Origin of the sequence: Methylotuvimicrobium buryatense 5G (assembly GCF_000341735.1) — a bacterium.
Classification (GTDB): Bacteria; Pseudomonadota; Gammaproteobacteria; order Methylococcales; family Methylomonadaceae; genus Methylotuvimicrobium; species Methylotuvimicrobium buryatense.
The window spans coordinates 4,130,230-4,149,857 of record NZ_KB455575.1 but is presented as its reverse complement, the minus strand read 5'-3'; the positions used below and the strand labels follow the sequence as shown (position 1 = coordinate 4,149,857).

General features: G+C 49.3%; 10 protein-coding genes. 5 read left to right on the top strand and 5 right to left on the bottom strand.

Annotated elements, in window-relative coordinates:
• Nucleotides 1–8 precede the first annotated feature (8 nt).
• The 5 genes from METBU_RS24690 to METBU_RS0118580 form a co-directional block, all read right to left on the bottom strand.
• Nucleotides 9–2,816, bottom strand: a complete 2,808-nt coding sequence (locus tag METBU_RS24690) for an ATP-binding protein (RefSeq protein WP_017842056.1) — start codon at nucleotides 2,814–2,816, stop codon at nucleotides 9–11.
• Nucleotides 2,803–3,732, bottom strand: a complete 930-nt coding sequence (locus METBU_RS0118595) for an ABC transporter substrate-binding protein (RefSeq protein WP_014149980.1) — start codon at nucleotides 3,730–3,732, stop codon at nucleotides 2,803–2,805. Before METBU_RS0118595 ends, METBU_RS24690 begins: the two co-directional genes overlap by 14 nt.
• Before the next feature lie 3 nt (nucleotides 3,733–3,735).
• Nucleotides 3,736–5,691, bottom strand: coding sequence for a TonB-dependent receptor plug domain-containing protein (locus tag METBU_RS0118590; protein WP_017842055.1), 1,956 nt, complete (start codon nucleotides 5,689–5,691; stop codon nucleotides 3,736–3,738).
• Nucleotides 5,692–6,311: 620 nt separating this feature from the next.
• Nucleotides 6,312–7,076: an inositol monophosphatase family protein gene (locus METBU_RS0118585; RefSeq protein ID WP_017842054.1), complete on the bottom strand. Its 765-nt coding sequence runs from the start codon at nucleotides 7,074–7,076 to the stop codon at nucleotides 6,312–6,314.
• A 29-nt stretch (nucleotides 7,077–7,105) separates the two neighbouring features.
• A complete protein-coding gene (locus METBU_RS0118580; protein ID WP_040575867.1) occupies nucleotides 7,106–8,722 on the bottom strand; it encodes an alkaline phosphatase in 1,617 nt (538 codons plus the stop codon).
• Between the two features lie 367 nt (nucleotides 8,723–9,089).
• Here METBU_RS0118580 and METBU_RS0118570 point away from each other — a divergent pair, with 367 nt between their 5' ends.
• The 5 genes from METBU_RS0118570 to METBU_RS0118540 all read left to right on the top strand — a co-directional run bounded on the left by METBU_RS0118570 (nucleotide 9,090) and on the right by METBU_RS0118540 (nucleotide 19,381).
• Nucleotides 9,090–11,207, top strand: a complete 2,118-nt coding sequence (locus tag METBU_RS0118570) for an HDOD domain-containing protein (RefSeq protein ID WP_175421706.1) — start codon at nucleotides 9,090–9,092, stop codon at nucleotides 11,205–11,207.
• A 39-nt stretch (nucleotides 11,208–11,246) separates the two neighbouring features.
• Nucleotides 11,247–13,730: an EAL domain-containing protein gene (locus tag METBU_RS0118565; RefSeq protein ID WP_017842050.1), complete on the top strand. Its 2,484-nt coding sequence runs from the start codon at nucleotides 11,247–11,249 to the stop codon at nucleotides 13,728–13,730.
• A gap of 295 nt (nucleotides 13,731–14,025) precedes the next feature.
• Nucleotides 14,026–16,188, top strand: a complete 2,163-nt coding sequence (locus METBU_RS0118555; protein WP_017842048.1) for a zeta toxin family protein — start codon at nucleotides 14,026–14,028, stop codon at nucleotides 16,186–16,188.
• A gap of 478 nt (nucleotides 16,189–16,666) precedes the next feature.
• A protein-coding gene (locus tag METBU_RS0118545) for an IS3 family transposase (protein WP_412768470.1) occupies nucleotides 16,667–18,150 on the top strand; the annotation gives its coding sequence in 2 pieces (ribosomal slippage) (nucleotides 16,667–17,110 and nucleotides 17,113–18,150; 1,482 coding nt in all).
• A 334-nt stretch (nucleotides 18,151–18,484) separates the two neighbouring features.
• Nucleotides 18,485–19,381 (top strand): hypothetical protein, encoded by an 897-nt coding sequence (locus tag METBU_RS0118540; protein WP_138767229.1) that lies wholly within the window; start codon nucleotides 18,485–18,487, stop codon nucleotides 19,379–19,381.
• Nucleotides 19,382–19,628: the final 247 nt, after the last annotated feature.

Here is a 19,628-nt window from a genome sequence, read left to right as displayed (position 1 = left end):
AGTAGCGTTCACGATAAAGAATCGAGTTGCGCGCGCAAGGCATCGGCGACGCAATCGAATTCATTTTCAATAGTGGTTATTAAATCCGATAGATCTTGCCACTGTGCATCGATCGCCTGGATCTCTAAACGTTTACAAACTGCGGATAAGGTATCGGCACCGAGATTGGCGCTAGACGATTTTAAGCTGTGCGCGGCTTTTCTCACGACATCCCTATTCTCTTGCGCGTAAGCCTGCTTGATTGTTCGAATTTGTTCCGGCGATGTCTCTAAATAAATCGTTATGATTTTCGCTAAAATAGCGGTCGAACCACCGGGATCTAAGTCTCGAATTCTGGCGAGTGCATCCATATCCAACACCGAATGATCGGAACTTTCAATTGATCTTATTGAAACGCTTTGAACTTTATGCGGCAACCAATGCTTCAGCTTATCGATTAAGTCTTCGACGATAAAAGGCTTACTCAAAAAATCGTCCATACCAACTGTCGCGCAACGCTCCCGATCGCCGGAAATTGTTGCAGCCGTCAACGCAATGATGGGCGTTTTAATTCGCTGCTGTTCGCATTCGAGCGCACGAATTTTTTCGGTGGCCGTATAACCATCCATGACCGGCATCTGGCAATCCATCAAGATCAAATCGAAATCATGCTCGGTAAATTGCTCGACGGCTTCGGCACCATCGGCGCAAAGAGTCGTGCGGCATTCGAGGCCTGCAAGAATGGCCTTCGCGAGCTCTTGATTAACAAGGTTATCTTCAACCACTAAAATAGCCGCTTCCGGAAGTTTAACTAAATCGCATCGAGAAGAATTCTCACCAGCCCCGGGACAATTATCCGTGGCAAGAACGGAAGGCTTGATGCATTTTTGCAAATCGAGTAGATGATAGGGTTGATTCAAATAGGCATCCGCCTGTTCGGACAACTCCGCATTACCCCACAGCACTGTCCGTAACCCGGTTAATCCTGACGTCTTGCCGATTTCCGTCAACAAGGCGCCGAGTCCCGACAAACAATCATCAATCACAATCGTATCGAACGCCTCCGCGTTATCGGCAGCCTCGCGCATCTTCGCTAATGCCTCATACGTTGTTGCCGAAGTTACCGCGCCCCCCGACCATGCCTGTATCTGTCTCGCCATAATATCAACCTGTGCACCCGGCTGAGCCGCAATTAAAACCTTGCAACCTTGCAAAGACATCGCAGGCTCACTGTGCATCGGCGCCGGCTTCTCCAGCGACAACTCCACGGTAAATTGCGATCCCACACCCGGTTCGCTGCTGCAATCGATAGAGCCTCCCATTAATTCGACCAATTGCCGAGTAATACTCAAACCTAGTCCGGAACCGCCGTATAAGCGGCTCGACGACTCATCGGCCTGAGTGAAGGGCTCGAAAATGAATTTGAGCTTGTCCGGCTCGATGCCGATACCGGTATCTTGGATTTCGATGCGATAGCGAACCGACAAAGCATTTTCATCCAGCACCCGCACCCTAATAATCACTTGGCCTCGATGCGTGAATTTAAGTGCGTTACCGACCAAATTCACCAAAACTTGATGCAAATGCGCCTGATCGCCGCAGACCCATGTCGATAATCCCGGCATCACGTCGAAACACAAATCGACATTTTTAGCCGCCGCTTGCGCCGAAAATAAATCGGCGATTTGATTCAAGGTGACATAAAGATCGAAATTATCCGAATGTAAATCAAATTTACCGGCTTCGATCTTTGAAAAATCCAGAATATCGTTGATTAACGATAATAACGACTGCGATGAATTGGCGATCAATTGCACATAATGCCGCTCTTGTTTATTCAAGCTTTCTTTCAGCAATAATTCGCTAAAGCCGATGATCGCATTCATCGGCGTCCTGATTTCATGGCTCATGTTGGCCAAAAATTGCGATTTAGCCCGATTTGCGGCTTGCGCTTCTTCGGCCAGCATGACGGCTTTATCGGTAGCGACTTCCAAATCTTTGGTGCGCTGCCGAACCTTTTCACGCAAATCTTCACGCTGAGCCATGATGCGGGAACGGTAAATGCTCAATCTTCTGAGCATCTTATTGAACGCTTCGGTCAACTCATTAATTTCCCTGCCGCCCTTGATTTTTAACTGCTGATCGAAGTGCCCGTTGGAAATATCGATCGCCGCATCGGCCAAACGCCGGGCGGGCAAAGTAATTTTCCTCGTCATCCTGACCGTCAACAAAATCGCGACTATCGAAATCGCCAAGCTCACCAATAGCGCATTAACGATCGCGATTCCTGCCGTCCGAAAAAAAGGCCCCAATAACAAACCGTATTCAATGCGCCCGATATATTCGGGCGTTTGAGAGCTATCGTTCAATTCCAGCAACATGGAATCGTCGGGCGCCTGACTGTAGCCATAAATCTCTTTGCCGAATGCCAAGCTTGCATAACGGCTTCTATGCATCAATAACGTCAACAACCGGGGTCGCGCTTGCTCAATTGGGGGCATAGGCTCATAATCGCCGGAGATAGTGCTATGCCGATACATCAGCTGGTTATCGGCATCGTAAAAACGGATATAAGCGATCTCGCCTATTTGATCCAGTTTACGTGCAATCTCATGCAATTCGCGGACATTACGGGTATAGAGCGCATATTCGCTGTTGATCGCAATCATTTCAACCAAAACCCGGGCATGGGTCAGCAGACGGCTGTAATTATCGGCAATAGACTGATAGGCATTGACGCCCGTAATAATCAGCGACGTACTGAGAATCAGCAAAATCACGAACGCATTGAACTCCTGAGTCAGGCTCCTTTGCGACTTTACGTTAAAAAACTTCATGGGCATCTTGAATCAAACTTTCCGGCAATTCCAACTTCATATGCCGTAGCGTTTTCATATTGATCGAGTAAAACACTTTCCGGGGCGGCTCCACCGGAATTTGTTCGGGAGGAATGCCGTTCAAAATTTTCACGATTTTTTCGCCGCACTGAACTCCAATATCGAAATAGTCTCGATCGAGCGAATAAAGCGCCCCTGCCTTGGTCCACTGATTCGACAAACCGACCAAAGGAATTCGGTTTCGAAACGAATAAAGCAACACATGCTTGGCGGTTTGCGCATTTAAAATACCGGATTCGGCGAAACTCCATAACGCTCCGGTATTCTGCGGCAAACGTTTCAATACGGACGGCAAATCCGAGTGATCGTTGACGGCTTGCGCATGAAGCCTGAGCCCGATTTGCTCGGCAAGTTGCTGAGCCCTACCTAATTCGGCACCGCTTTTTTCTTCATGATACAACACGGCAATCGACTTATCGGAACCGATAAACATCTTGAGCCATTGCAGTTCGATTTCCAACGGAAACTTCAGCACTAACCCAGTGACATTCTCGCTATCGCCCAAGGCTTTTTCGTCAACGATCAGCCCCGCGCATATGGGCAATTCGCTAAACTCAGATACGGCAAATGCAGTCGCCTGACTACCCAGCGATAAAACGGCTCGGGACCGACTGGCCGAAACGGCTGCTTTAATCGGGGCATTATTGCTGGCGTCTTTATAAACATGCACATCGAGCTCAATACGGAACCCGCTGACCGAAAAAGCTTGTCGAACACCCTCTAGAACCTCCTGATAAGGTTCCGCATCCCGACTCAAAATCGCGGTAATCGTAATACTCTGCGTATCGGCGAGACACTGGGGCACGCAAATCAGCAGGCTTGACAACCAGCAGCCGATTACGATCAATCGGCTCATCGGTTAAAACTCATAATTGAACTTAACCAAAAACAAACGCCCGTTTTGTTCGATGGTTTCGGCGCGCAAGTCGGTCGTAGAAGGATCGTGATAACGACTATCGAAGAGATTATAAATACTGCCGCTCAGCTCCAGCCCCGGAATCAAATTGCTGGAAAAAACGGTCATATTAGCCAGAAAATAGCCGGGCACGTTTGATGAAAATGTGTTGCGCCGGCTGGTATAACTCAAGTTAAAACCGGCAAAGACAAGATCTTGCCACAAAGGACCGGTAATATTGAGTTTGGTTAGGTGTTCGGGCGAGTTTTCGGGTTTTCTGGGGTCGCCCTGTACCTTCGATTGCTGGTAGGCATAACTGAAAGCCGCGCGCCAACCGTTTTCCCACTGCCCTTGCAGCTCGGTTTCGATGCCGTAAGTTTCGATCGAATTGACGTTTTTATAAATATAAGGATTCTCAACCGTCCCGCCTCCGGTCAAGCGAATCATATCGAATTCCTGGTTGAAATAAGGCGCGAGCGTAAGCAGATAATTGCGTTGAATACGCTGAATGAGATTCACTTCATAAGAGCGCATCGTCTCAGGCTCTAAATCCGAACTCCCGACCCAAATATTGCCGAAACGGTAATTTTCCTCGAAAGCGCTCGGCACGCGAAACGACTGGCCGTATAACAGCTTTAAGGTCGTATCGGTAAACGGTTGGTAAATGAGCGCAGCCCGGGGATTTACTGCATCGGCGATACCTTCATAACGGTCATACCGCACGCCGGCATTCAAGGTGAGATTATCTAAAATACGGTAATCGTCCTGAATATAAACACCCCAAATCGTGCGTTTGATAGCCACATCCGCAAATTGTTCGCCGGATCCCCGCTCGAAACTGCGCATCGCCTGCTGAAAATTATACCGGTATTCGCCGCCGACAATGACGTGATGGTCGCCGAATGATTTCGACAATTTCAGCTCGTTACCCCATAACTGACCGCGAAACACGTCGCGGCTTAAATCGTCCGGCACGAAGGCATAATAACCGTCGAAAGCATTGAAGTCGTAATAGGTACGCGCCATGACTTCGAGACCGTTATCGAAATAATGTTCGTAGAGCAAATCGGCATAAGCGCGATCGTCATCCAGACTATTACGGGAGTCGTTGAAAATCGTGTCGACAATCGGCACCGGCGGCCGCTTGCTGCGGCTGACGTAAGCGCCGCTCAAGGTAAAATCGCCCATCGTGTATTTGGCAAAACCGCGCTCGGAACGGTCCTTATCCACATCGCGAGCGGTCCCGAGACCGGCCACGGACAAATTATCCTCGCCCTCGCTCTGAAAATGCGAACCGGACAAATAGAGCTCCGATCCGTTGTCGAAGCGTTGCCCGTAAGTGAATTTCCCCTTATAGGTCTCCTGACTGCCGAATACACCGGTCACGGACGGACCTTCAAGATCGCGGCCGCGCTTGGTAATGATATTGAGTATGCCGAGAAAAGCATTGCTGCCATAGAGAGAAGATGCCGGCCCGCGAACCAGCTCGACGCGACTGATATCGTCGACATCGACCATGAACTCGGATCCGATCGCGCTAAAATCGACCAGGTTGTCGTTGCTGCGATGACCGTCGATCAATACCAAAACACGGGTATTGTAATCGCCGCTCCGATTGAAACCGCGAATACCGATACGCTGATAAATCCGATCATTGCTGGTATACATGCCGCGCATGCTGCCGACAATATCGCCTAGATTGCGATAACCGAATTTTTTGATATCCTCTGATGTCACGATACTGACAGACGAAGGCGCCTGCGTGACCGGCTGCTCGTATCGCGATGCGCTATAGACCGAAGGAATGTCTTCAAACAATATTTTTTCGTCGAGCGCTGCCGTAAAATCTTCGGCAACAACACGAAATGTCAGCACCAGATTCAGCAAAAAAGACCTGGCAAATACTTTCGGGATTATCAACAGGATTGCTCCACCATTCGACTCGATTGCTCGTGCAACCAAACGGAATACCGGAACGCAACGATGCAGGCCGGTTATTATACTTTAGAAATAAGCGAACAGACATTGTCTTAAACGCGAAACCAAGCCGCAGCTCGATGCTTGATTATATCTTTCGCACTTCAAATTTCGGCAGTGCACGAGGAGGCGCAGGGGTGTCCGGCTTTGCCTGCCCCTAGCAGGCATAAGTATCTACACATCTTTATCTTTTAAAATCATGCTGTTATAAAGTTTCTTCTGGTTTTTTATGAAGATAGGGACTAAAAATTGGATTTTTTAGGCTACTTTTTTATCCTAGATTACAGAAAAATCAACTTAACCAATTGTTTTATAAAGCTGAAAACTTGTGTAGATACCTATGCCCTAGCAGGACGGGGTTTGCAACCCCGTCCTAAACATTTCGACTTTGGCCGAAGTAAGCCGAAATGTTTAGGTCAAACCGAAACGTTGGGGACGGGTTAAATAACCTGTCCCGCAAAAATGTATTCACGGCGTCCTTTGGCGGACACCCCGGCGCCGAATTTTGATCTACGACGGGTATATCGCCCCCGACAGTCCTAACCAGGGGAATTGCCGATACCTTACATCAACGGCAAAATCTGATCCAAAACCTTGCCGTTCGTGACCAAAATCTGTTTCGGAAAAATACCGGGATTACCCTTGAAGTCGGTCACGGTTGCGCCCGCTTCCTTCGCGATCAATGCCCCCGCCGCCACATCATAAAGGTTCAATTCTTGCTCCCAGAACGCATCGACCTGAGCATCCGCAACCAAACACAAATCCAGCGCCGCCGAGCCCAGTCGACGCTGCCCGGCCGTCACTTGCGCTATCCGGCAAAAGCGCGCCAAGTTATTGTCTGTCAAATAACTTCGCAAACACGCAAAACCCGTGCTGACCATCGCATCGGCCAAGTTGGTTTCCGAAGACACATGAATACGCTCGCCATTCTTGTATGCGCCTTGCCCTTTTTGCGCCCAATAATAATCGTCGAACGCCGGCGCATAGACCGCGCCGAATTCCATTTCACCCTCAATTTCGAGCGCCACGCTGAGCGACCAAAAATACTGGCCTTTCGAAAACGAATGCGTTCCGTCGATCGGATCGACAACCCAGCGACTGCTTTGGTTTTCGGTCTTACCGCTTTCCTCGCCCCAAAAACCGAATTGCGGATAGCGCCCGGTCAACTCCTTCTTCAAAAACGCTTCGACCGCGACATCGGCTTCGGTAACGAAATCGCGGGGCGCTTTTTTAGTAATTTCTATATGCTTCAAAGCTTTGAAATAATCCAATGCAATGACGCCGGCTTCGCGGATAACCCGCTCAAGATCGCTTGTAGAAATAGACATTATCGGCCTTAGAAATGAATTAAAGCCGTTTATTGTAAAGCATCGGCGGCAAGGCGGCCTATCTCAGTATGATGCAGAATTTTTTCAAAAGGTTGTAAAACCTGCCTAGGCCCTTGCATAAATACATACACCGGAGTCGAGGTGTGCGTGCCGGTGGCCCAGACCGCGTGCTGATGTTCGGCAACTTCTCGCGCAAGCAGATTTTGACGATTGCCTGCCGGATAAGCAAAAAACGCGCTGTTAAAGCCCATCATAGGCACGCGCTTCAAACTCAATGATTTGTGGTTTGGCCGGTAATAGCGGTTTTTTTCAGTCGCCAAAATACGCTCGGCTTGTCTTTCATCGATTTTGAATTCGGTATAAAGATTAACCATCTCGACCAACCTAGCCGGCGTCTGTTGCGCCTTCGGCAAGGACTCGAAGCGCTTGAACAGCTCATAGTAACTCAACTGCTGCGCATACAGCCTGTCCAACACTTCAGGATTGCCGTAGTTGAAGGACGGTTGAAACTGTCTGTCTTCTTGAAAATACGCGCCAGGAAGCGAGCGGGGCTCGGGTAAATCGGCCGCCGAATAACTAAAGCCGAAGCCGCCGGTTTCATGATCGGCCGTGACGATCAATAAGGTATCGTCTCGCCCCTGCATCCAGTCAAGCACTGCTTCGAGCGTTTCATTCATCCGAAGCATTTCGTGCAATAAGGTGCCGGTATCGTTGCCGTGCGAAGCCCAATCGATCTGCCCGGCCTCGATCATCAGAAAAAAACCTTGTTCGTTTTTCGACAAGATGTCCAGCGCCTGCCGCGACATTTCCTTCAATGTCGGAACGGTGCGTGCCGGGTCTTGTTTGGCTAGGGTCTCGGCAATGCCATTCGGTAATTCGGACGCGGCAAACAACCCTAAGGTTTTGTCTCGGGCTTGCTGCAATTGCGATTTATCGAAAACCAACTCATAGCCCTGTTGCCGTGCTTGTGCCAACAGATTTTTTCGATCGTTCCGTTTCGAAGCGATCGAGTCGGCCCGGCCCAGTAATTGCGCTGCCGATCGGTAATCTTGCGATTGTTTGTCGTTGACGGTTTCGGGCAACCAATAACTCCATCCCGCCGACAACATCACATCCGGACCGATTGCCAGCAAATCTTCGGCAATTTCATTTTCGAGACTTCGATGTGTCTGATGCGCGGCAAATGCCGCCGGCGTCGCATGCGTGATGCGCGTATCGGATACCAGCCCTGTAGCCTTACCGATACGCTTGGCTTTTTCGACAATCGTTTCGCGGCGGTTGCCGTCTTTATCCAATCCGAGCATTTCCGAACCGGCAAAATATCCGGTCGCCAATTGAGACGCCGAAGCTGCGGAATCGGTGACTAACGTGCCGGCCGCGTGCGTCGTCGAAATAGTTATTTTGGAATCGCCTTGTTCAATCATGCGGTCGAAAGCGGTTTTGCGCGATTCGATCACACTGCTTGGCGCTTGCCTAGCATAAGACAATAACAACCCGACCTGCTGCGGCCCCATGCCGTCGCCGATCACTAAAATGACATTGTTAATACGAGCATCTTCCGAATGCGCCAGGTCAACACCGGCACATCCTGATAATGCTAGGTTCAATAACCCCAGCAAACAGATCGCAATGTAAATTTTTTTCATATCAAATGCCGGCATCCGAATAAGCTTTAGTCAATATGTTGTTGTGCATGATTGTTATGCCCTTTGCTCGTCAAATTTCGGCGTCGTGGTGCCCGTCAAAGGACGCCGTGAATACGTCCATGTAGACTCTATGACAGCATCCATGCTGCCAAAGCCTTTGCCGAACACCCTGGCGCCTCCATACGCTAATGCCGAAATTTGAAGTGCGATAGGTATAGATTCAGCACGAGCTCACAAGCTCGAACCGTTCCGATGAATCAACGCTTATGAGTCTAACAAGAAACGGACGCCAAACACCGAATTATCGATTATGATAATGTTATCGATACTATAAATTCGCCGATCGGTAAAGCTCATGGAAACCGCCATGTCAAAAATTCTCTCAGAAATAGACCCGCAGCAATTGCCGGCTATTCCTAAAGTCTTATTGAATCTGATCGAAGCCTTTCAAAATCAAGATACCGGGTTCGAGGATTTGACTCGAATCATCTCGCAAGACGCCGGGCTCAGTTCGAAAATATTGTCCGCGGCAAATTCGCCTTTCTATCAGCAATTCGGAGAATTAAAAAACTTAAATCGTGTGTTGATTATCCTAGGTCTCGAGCCGTTAAAGACCATCACAATGACCAGCGTGGCTCAACAATTTTTTAACCAAATCTCGCCGTCTCAACAGAATTATCTCGAAGTCATTTGGTTCAGGTCCTTAGCATGCGCTCATTTTGCAAGACGTTTGGCGAAACTCATCGGTTTTGAGTCGCCCGACCAGGCTTACTTGACCGGCCTACTGCATCGCATCGGACAACTAGCTCTTTTGCAATGCTTCCCTAAAGAATACGGCACATTGCTAAACGATCATTCCGAAGACCTCCCCGAATCGTTCGAAAAAAAAACACTGGGGATATCCCATCCCGAAATCGGCGCTTATATCATTGACACCTGGAATATTCCCGGTTTCCTCGCCGACGCCGTTTTGTATCAAAACAGTGCTTCATCCGCAATTCTCGATAGCCCCGCCTTGGTCAAACTGATCAACTTGGCAGCGCGATTAAGCCGATTCGACAGACAAAACAGCGCCGTTGTTTATGCCCAAGCCCATGCGCTATTCGGTCTCGGACAAGCGATTCTCGACGAAATAGCGATCGATGTAAAAAAACAGGTCGAACAAACCGCAGGAAGCCTTGGAATTGCCGTTGCGAAGCCTGAAGACGGCACGACGATCATCAGAGCAAAACTCGAAGAACGTAACGCGATTCAGAAGCGTCTCGGCAAGCACGCCAAGGACTTGGCTTTCCTCGGCGCCATTGCACGCAACAACGATTTATCCGAGCAATTCGATAAAATCCTATCGGTGCTACTTCGAAACTTGAATATATTATTCGGGTTACGTTCGACAGCCGTGTTTCTAGTAAATCCCGAAAAGCCCATCCTCGAAGGTTATCCATTACCCGAGCAAAACAACGCCAACCTATTATCGAATTTGTCGATCGAACTCAAACCTAATCGCAGTCTGGTCGCGAATGCGTTATTGAACCAACGCTTGCTAGATTCTTATCAAACCACCCTGCCCGATCCCATTCCGGTTATCGACCGGCAAATTTGCCGGTTGCTCGAAAGCGAAGGCATGATCGCGATTCCTCTTAGCGCGAATAATCGACATTGGGGAGTCATCGTTGCTGGATTGGCGCCGACCGACCTACTCCAAATCAAGGCTAAACGGGGTTTGATCTCGTTATTTGCCGGCGAAGCAACCCGTATCCTCTCTAATCATCGTGTAGCAGGCGAGCGCATCAGAGAAAACATCGACACGATGCAATCGGACTTTCAATTACAGGTAAAAAAAATAATTCATGAAGCCAACAATCCGCTGAGCATCATCAATAACTACCTTTATTTGCTCAACCTTAAACTCGGTAGCGACAGCCCGCAAGAAATCGGGCTCATTCAAGAGGAAATCAACCGGGTCGGCGAGATCATCCTGCGCCTTTCCGACACGTCGACACAAGAGAGTGCCGGCGGCGATTCCGGCCCGATCGATATCAACCAAACCCTAAGCGATTTGATCGCGCTTTTCGAGGGCGGACTCTTCGCCCCTCGTCGAATAGAGGCCTGCTTGAAACTCGATGATCGGCTCCCGAAAATCGCCATCAGCAAATCCAAGCTGAAACAGATCCTAACTAATTTAATCAAAAACGCCGCCGAAGCATTGCCTGACGGCGGTCATGTCACGATATCAACCCGCGACCGCGTTTATTTAGGCAATCACTGTTACGTGGAAATTCAAATCCACGATGACGGTCCAGGTTTACCCGATACGATCAGCGAACAGCTATTCCGACCGGTTACCAGCACGAAAGGCGAAGGCCACTCCGGACTCGGGCTCACTATTGTCAAAAACCTGGTCGACGAACTAGCCGGCACTATCGGCTGCAACTCGACGCCGGACGAAGGAACGACCTTTCAAATTTTTTTACCCAGAACACTATAACCCTGCCTATAATTAAAACTTAGGATCACGGTATTAATCATGGGCGCCATAGCTAGCTTACATTCTAATTCAGACATCGAGATACTGATTATTGATGATGAACCCAAGGCACGCGCAAGTTTACACGATATTCTCAAATTGTCCGGCTATCGCGTCGCTATGGCGGAAAACGTCGAATCGGCCATCGAATTGATCAACGAGCAAAATTTTCCTTTGATTTTGCTCGACCTGAATATGCCTGTTCTGAACGGTCATCATTTTTTGGACTATTTAGCCCATCACGATATCGACACGCAAGTCCTGATCATCAGCGGCGAAGCGACTTTCGCCCAGGCCGCACGCTCATTGCGTTTTAACTTTGTCCATGAATTCATTAAAAAACCCTATGCGGTCGAAGCCTTGCTGCATTCGGTTAAAATTGCCTCCGAAAAAATCCGCCTGAAAGAAATCAATAATAAAGTTCAGGCGCAATTATCGAAATCCGAACAATTACACCGCTTTTTCGTCGACAGTTCGCCCGACATCATTTACATGCTGAACGAGCGAGGCGAATTCGTGTTTCTGAACAATGCCATCGCTACCATCCTAGGCTACGATAAGAGCGAAATTATCGGAAAACATTATTCCTCGTTGGTTTACCAAGCCGATCTCAACAAAGCGAAATACGCTTTTAATGAACGCAGGACCGGCGATCGCTCCACCAAGGCCATCGAACTTCGTTTACGGTGTAAAAACAGCGATCAGCCGAAATATGTCGAAACCAATTCCATTACAATCGTACTGAGTTCCAAAGGCGTTTATAAGAAGAAAAAAGAAAATAAGGAATTTGTCGGCACCTATGGCGTCATCCGCGATATCAACGACCGCAAACTATCCGAAAACACCTTGCGCAAACTCAATTTAGCGGTCGAAAACAGTCCTAATTTGATCTATATCACCGACAGTAAAGGCACGATCGAATATGCCAATCCGAAAATTTTTGAAATCTCCGGTTACACCGCCGAAGAAATCATCGGCAAAACACCGCATATTTTTAGTTCCGGAGAAACACCGCCGCACGAATATCAAGAGCTTTGGAGCACCATCTCCTCCGGCAAAATTTGGCGCGGCATTCTCAAAAACCGAAAAAAAACCGGGCAACTGTATTGGGCCCAACAATCGATCGCACCGATGCTGGATTCGGACAACCGGGTAACGAATTATGTTGCTATTCAAGAGGACGTGACCGAAACGCTCGCTCAGCGCGATATGATTACCTATCAAGCGACTCACGACCCATTGACCGACTTGATTAACCGCACCGAGTTCGACCGCCGTTTGAAACGGATTATCAGCACAGCTAAAACCAATGGCTCCGGACATGTTTTGTGCTATCTGGATCTCGATAACTTCAAAATCGTCAACGACACCTGCAGTCATACGGCTGGCGACGAATTGCTTCGCCAAATCAGCCGACAATTATCGACATTGATCCGCAATCGCGATTCCCTGGCCCGACTCGGCGGCGATGAATTCGCGATACTAATGGAGCACTGTACGCTGGAACAAGCCCAAGCAACAGCCGAACGCATTCGGCAACACATCGAACGCTACCAATTCCGCTGGGAAGACAAAAGCTTCCGAATCGGCGTCAGTATCGGCATGGTCATGATCAATGCCGAAAACGGCGGTTTCGATGAATTATTAAAACGCGCCGACATCGCTTGCTATATAGCCAAGCAAGACGGCCGAAATCGCTCCCATGTCTTCACCGAATCCGACCAGGCTTGCATTGATTACCGCAACGAAGCCGCGTGGCCCGAAAAAATCGAACAAGCCTTGTCGCATAACCGCTTCCGACTTTATCGGCAGCGAATCGTCGCACTGAAAAGCATCGAAGGGGATCATTACGAAGTGCTGTTGCGCCTGCATGAAGACTCCGGCAAAATTATTGCGCCAAACGCATTTTTACCGGCGGCGGAACGCTATCAATTGGCCGCTTCAATCGATCGATGGGTTATTCAAAAAGTGTTCAACTGGATGCTTGAACATCCCGATCGGTTAAGTTCACTAACGATGTGCTCGATTAACCTTTCCACAGCAGGCTTGAATGACAAAGGACTAATCGAATTTATTATCGACCGATTCAAGCAAACTGCGCTTCCTGCCGAAAAATTCTGTTTCGAAATCACCGAAACGGCAACCATCGCCAATTTGACTGCCGCAACACAATTCATTACTTCGCTCAAGGAACTCGGCTGCCGATTTTCGCTGGATAATTTCGGTAGCGGCCTGTCTTCGTTTGCTTATCTTAAAAATCTTCCGGTCGACTTTCTCAAAATCGACGGTGTTTTCGTCCGCGATATCGAAACCGATTCGGTGGCGCTAGCGATGGTCAGGTCGATTAACGATATCGCCCATGTCATGAATAAAAAAACCATCGCCAAATTCGTCGAAAACGATTCGGTAATGAAAATCCTTTTGGATTTGGGCATCGATTATGTTCAAGGTTACGGCAGCGACGAGCCTTCACTTTTGAAATAAATCAGCAATTCCCAGTTTGAGAAATTTCTTCGTGTTCAGGGTGCGGGGTATGCCGTCGAGGAACGCCGTAAACCCATCCATGGGGGCTTGGCGGCGGCTCCCTGCCGCCGACATCCTAGCCAAGCACACTCCGCACCCTTTTTTATTCTCAAATTGGGAATTGCTGGAAATAAGTCGGCCATGCCTTTCTTGTTCTTGTAAAATCCTGAGCTTGTAAATGCCCTAATGGATGTCGTCTTGAAAAGACTGCCACCAGCCTTTTCCGGACCGACACTTGACCAACGAAAGGTATACGATGAATGACACCAAAGTCCGGCTTTCCGGTTATCACCGCCTCAAAAAATTACGCACTGCATTAGCAACAGCCAGAGGCACCGTCCTACTTACCGATTTAAAGCGCGAAGCCGAAGGAACTATCTCGCATGACCAAACCAAACGGGTCACTTACCTGACTAATCTGTTCTCAAGGATTCATCGAGAACTGTTTCAAGACTGGAAAGACCAAGCCACGATTCGGCACCGTCCCGGCACGATGACCGATGCCGATAAGCGCCTGAAATTTCGTAAAACCATCGGGCGTTTGGTACTAGACGAAGAAGCCAATAGAGATACGGCTATTTTCGACAATAACGGCTTTGTCATCAACGCCGACAACATTGATGAAAGATTGGCCGATTTTTACTTAAAAATGCGTATCGTTAGACCTTTTGATTACGGTAATCGCATCACACTCGATTTTTTCATGACCATCCTGGGCAGACTGCCGGCCTTTAAAGCGGTTTATGAACACGGCATCGATTTTCGCCGTATCGATCAAAGTGACGCCATCGCGCTGCACGATACGTCTAGCGATATTGAAGCGCTAACGCGCGCCTTCCGTCATGCTCTCGACCCGTTACGCAACCAGCCATTAATCAACCAAGCCAACGGCTACGGAATTTGGCCCGAGAATAAAACCTTCGTCTCGGGGATCCCTTTCTTATCCTATGTCACCGATAACGGCATCCAATGCCTGGTATCGGTCAACGGCGGATTGGTACCGTTGGACAGCATACAAGAAGAACTCTTTACCGCCGGCAAACACATTGCCGATTATCCCTTATGCTCACCGGATAACATTGTCGGCTACCTGCCCGGCACCGAACCCTTGCGTACAACGGAAAAAACCGAAATCGACGGCATAACCGTCGGCAAACAAGGAGAGGCGCCGCTATTTTGCCTTGACGTCAACATGTTGACCGGCTTGCGCTCGCCCAGCCATGCCGAATTATTGGAATTGGTCAAGCAGTGCGCAGGCAATCAAGCAAGCATTTTTAATCTGGCCGGTAACGAAACGCTAAAACTACAATTACTAGTTGCCGCGAACGGCGACGAACGTTTACAACGAAGCGTTGAAATTGCCTATGTCAGACTAGCCAAAATCGTGCGCATTCTCAAGCACGCCGAAGACGATATTTTCTTCGGAAAAACGCCGGTTGCAGAACCGCGGCTATTTATGTCGATGGGCGGGGCTGGTTCCGGAAAAAGCGTCGTCGAGGAAATTGCGACAAATCATTGCGGGGACAATTTCGTAATTGCCTCGCTCGATGAATTCAGAAAGCAAAGCGATCTTTATAAAGTACTGACCGCTGCCAACCACCATAGCGACGATTATGTATACGTGGAACCATTCGCTAACCGATTGCGCGACGCGGTAGCCCATCGCGCCAAACTCGAGCGGATAAATATACTCTACGACGGCACCGGAATTCCTTATTCGCCTCGCTACTCAGGCATTATCGATGAATTCAAACAAGCGGGATTTTATACACAAATCACCGCTGTCGATGCCTTTATCGTCAAACCCGGCAATCGCGAGCATGAGCTGATCCGTTCCACCGTGATAGATAGCGTCAAACAACGCTTCAACAAAACCGGCAGGGCCTTACCCTGGGTCATTACGGTTTATAAACACATTCGCTCCCCTGAGTCGTTTCTCGATGCTTTAGAAGACCCGGCTCTGGATAAAATTTCTCTATTTGCTAACGACAGCGAACCGGGCATGCATTACTTGATCGCCGAAAGCTTCAATTTACCCGACCGCGAAGTCAAATTACTCAAAACTCATCAACTATCGGGTTCGCTCGCTAAATCTCTCATCTCACTGAGTAAAACCAATGACGATTCGTTACTAAAAAATTTAGCACGCAACGACAAAACAACCCTCAGGCGAATGATCGATCGAAATCCCGAGTACAACGAGCAAAATGTCGCTTACTTAATTCACAATAGACTTCACGATCACCGAGTATTAGTCATTTACAACTGCCGGCGAATGATCGATTTTATCGATAAACGGCAACTCAATCCGAATGCGTCAGGCGAACAAGGCCTATTACACAAACCGGAAGCATTGGCCTTCCATGTCGATCCTCCCTCCCGCACCCCCTGGTTAATCTCGCTTCAAGATTCGACTTGATTGAATCATGTGCCTCTCTACCAAACCGAAAATATCGAAATATCCTTGAGGTCTAAAGCGGAATGGGAGCGTGGGAGTTCCTGATTTGCAAGTTTCTTCAGCTAAAGCCCAAAGATCAGCATATCCCTAGCAGGACGGGTTCGTAAGCCATGCGCGTCAAGCTAAAAACGGCCAACCCACATCACGCTCTTTCCCAAGCTCCAGCTTGGGAAAGACACCCCGGAAGCTCCAGCTTCCTGAGACCGACGCAACCTCCGCACATTCTCAGTCACCCCCGACTCGCTCGTTCACTCTTTCTTGATTGTCGGGAAGCTAGAGCTTCCTGAACAGGTTACCCAAGCTGGAGCTTGGGTAACAGCATATTTTAGTTTTTGCGACTACGACTGCCCCCTGTGCCAATATGACCTGAGACACTTACCCCTCGGAAATTAGAGTATAAAGGTAGGCCAGAATCATGAGCAAATCAAAAGCAGAGACCATGGAATCACCACAATTAACTGCGCCGGAGGTCGCGTTGGAAGACGCCCGTAGGGCGGCTGGAAACGCGACCTCCGGCGCGCGGCCCGATCCGGAGGTGGTTGCCACCGCCCAGCGCCGACAATTTACCAGCAGCGACAAGCGCCGCATCCTGGATGCCGCTGATCGCTGTACTCAGCCGGGTGAGATTGGCGCCCTATTACGCAAAGAAGGGATTTACTCCTCCCAATTAGCCACTTGGCGCAAACAGCGTGCTGCCGATCAGCGTGCCGCGCTGGCGCCGCAAAAGCGCGGGCGCAAGGCCGACTCGGCTCAGGCCGAGGACCGTCGTGTGCGCCAACTTACCCAGGAAAATGAGCGCCTGCGTCGCAGACTCGCTCAGGCCAATGCCATTATTGATGTCCAAAAAAAACTTTGCGTCTTGTTCGGACTGCCGGCGGACGAGACGCCGAGCGAGTCCAACTGATGCAAGCCCTTAACCAGCTGGCCCCGGAGGTCGGCCTGGCTCCGGCTTGTGCAGCCCTGAATTTGAACCGCAGTTCGGTCTATCGCGAGGATGCCCGTCGGCGCCTCCTGACGCCTGTGCCGGTAACGCGGGTGCCTCGTCCATCCGCCCCGCTGGCTTTCTCGACTAATGAGCGGCAGCAAATGCTGGCGGTGCTTAACAGCGAACGCTTCGCCGACTGCTCGCCGTATTTTGTCTATGTCACTCTGCTGGACGAGGGGCGCTACATCGGCTCGGTGCGCACCCTGTACCGTGCTCTGGAAGCGGACGGCCAGTCAGCGGAGCGCAGGCGCCAACGGATGCACCCGGTCTATACCAAGCCTGAACTCCTGGCCACCGCGCCCAATCAAGTCTGGAGCTGGGATATTACGAAACTCAAAGGCCCGGCTAAATGGACCTGTTTCCACCTCTATGTGATCCTGGATATTTTCAGTCGCTATGTCGTTGGCTGGATGGTCGCCCCGCGGGAAACCGCCGAACTGGCCGAGCAGCTGATCGCCGAGACGGTGACCAAGCACAACATCCCGCCGCATACCCTGACGCTGCATGCCGATCGCGGTTCCAGCATGCGCAGCAAGCCCGTGGCTGCCTTACTGGTCGATCTGGATGTCGCCAAGACTCATAGCCGGCCTTATGTCTCGGATGACAATCCCTATTCCGAGGCCCAGTTCAAAACCCTGAAATATCGGCCTGATTTCCCCGTCCGCTTCGGCTGCATTGAGGATGCCCGCAGCCATTGCCAACGCTTCTTCCCGTGGTACAACCAGTCCCATTGCCACTCGGGCATCGGTTACATGACCCCGGCCACCGTCCATTTCGACCAAGCGGCTACGGTATACCAAGCACGCGCAAAAACCCTGGAGATTGCCTTCCTCGCCAATCCAAAGCGATTCAAAGGAAAGTGCCCTTTGCCACCCAGCTTGCCTAACGCCGTTTGGATTAATCCGCCTATTAACACAAAGGAGAACCTCGACTCATAAATACACAACAATTAGACACTAATTAAAACAACTTGGTGTCTCAATGTCATTGACACATTCCGCTGGCCCCTGCTGGGACACTTGCTTCGGCAAGCTGAAACATCTTGTTAATAAGGTGAGAGTTTAACTATCCATTACCAATTTGGATACTCAATATAGACAAGCATCGCTGATTTCGGATGTATAAATATAAAAACACTACCAAGTCCTAATTGCTCACCCAAAGCGACTAGGTTATCCTTAGCAACCGGTAATCATAAGTTTCCGGAGCGAAAGACTATAAATATATTGGTCTTTTGCTATAACAACTAAAATAAAAACAGAGGTTCTCGAGATGGCAATGAATTTTTTGGATCAACTACTTAACCTAGCAGGGCTTAAATTGCCTGAAGCTAAAGAACGTTATGATCCATCCGTGTATATACAAGAAGATATCAAACCTGCTGCGACCAAACCTTCGACCGCTAATGCGGAACCTGCACGAATAAATAAAACATCGCAAAAGGAACAAGCAACTTCAACATTAACCGGGGTTGCTAAATACATGGCGAAGCAGCAACCGCAAACCGCTCAGGAAGCGCAATCAGCCAAAGGCGGACCTAAAACGGCACAATTATCCGGTGTCGCAAGATATGTAGCAAAACTGGAACAAGAAGCGCGAGAAAAAGCCGAGGCTGAAGCTGCTGCTTTGGCCAACATGAGTGGAGTCGAACGCTATCTCGCCAGACTGGAAGGCAAAACAGTAGCACCCCTAAACCAAACACCCGTAAACAACACACCGAAAGAAGTCGCACCGACTCGAGTCGAGCGCTATTTGTCGAGTCGGATAGAAAATACATCTGCTAAAACGGTAGCGGCACCGGCTAAACCTGCTGCAAAAGAAACGAAAGCTGTAGCGAAACCCGTCGAGACCCAAGCAAAACAGCCAGAGACAGTGCCTGTTAGCAAGCAAGCCCAGCCTGACAAACCCGCCGAAAAGAAAGCAAGCAAACCGTCCGCGTCGGTCAAAAAAGAACCTGAAGTTAAAACAGCGCCAAGCGATAAAATTATCGACCTTACCGTTAACGGCGAGCAATGCCATGCTACGACCTCTAGAGGTAAACGCTGCCGACGCTCAACAGGTTTAAAAGTCATAGAAAGAACGATCGACGGCAAAAAATACAGATTTTATGCTTGCCCTCAACACAACAACAAAGACTTTCAGCCATCTCCCGAGATATTGGAAAGATAAACCTGGAAAAAGCATTTCATCATGAAGAATAATAAGTTAGTTCAATGACTTGCCCAGCCCTAACAAGTTAAGCGCCCATCATGACCTAAAGACCACAAAATGTTAAAGCTGGGCTTGTTATTTGTTTATACTCATCGTAGATGAAAATTCGGCCTCGGGGTGCCCGTCAAAGGACACCGTAAATACGTCCGTGTAGGCTCTATGCCAGCTCCATGCTGGCAAAGCCTTTGCGAGCGCCATGGATGGC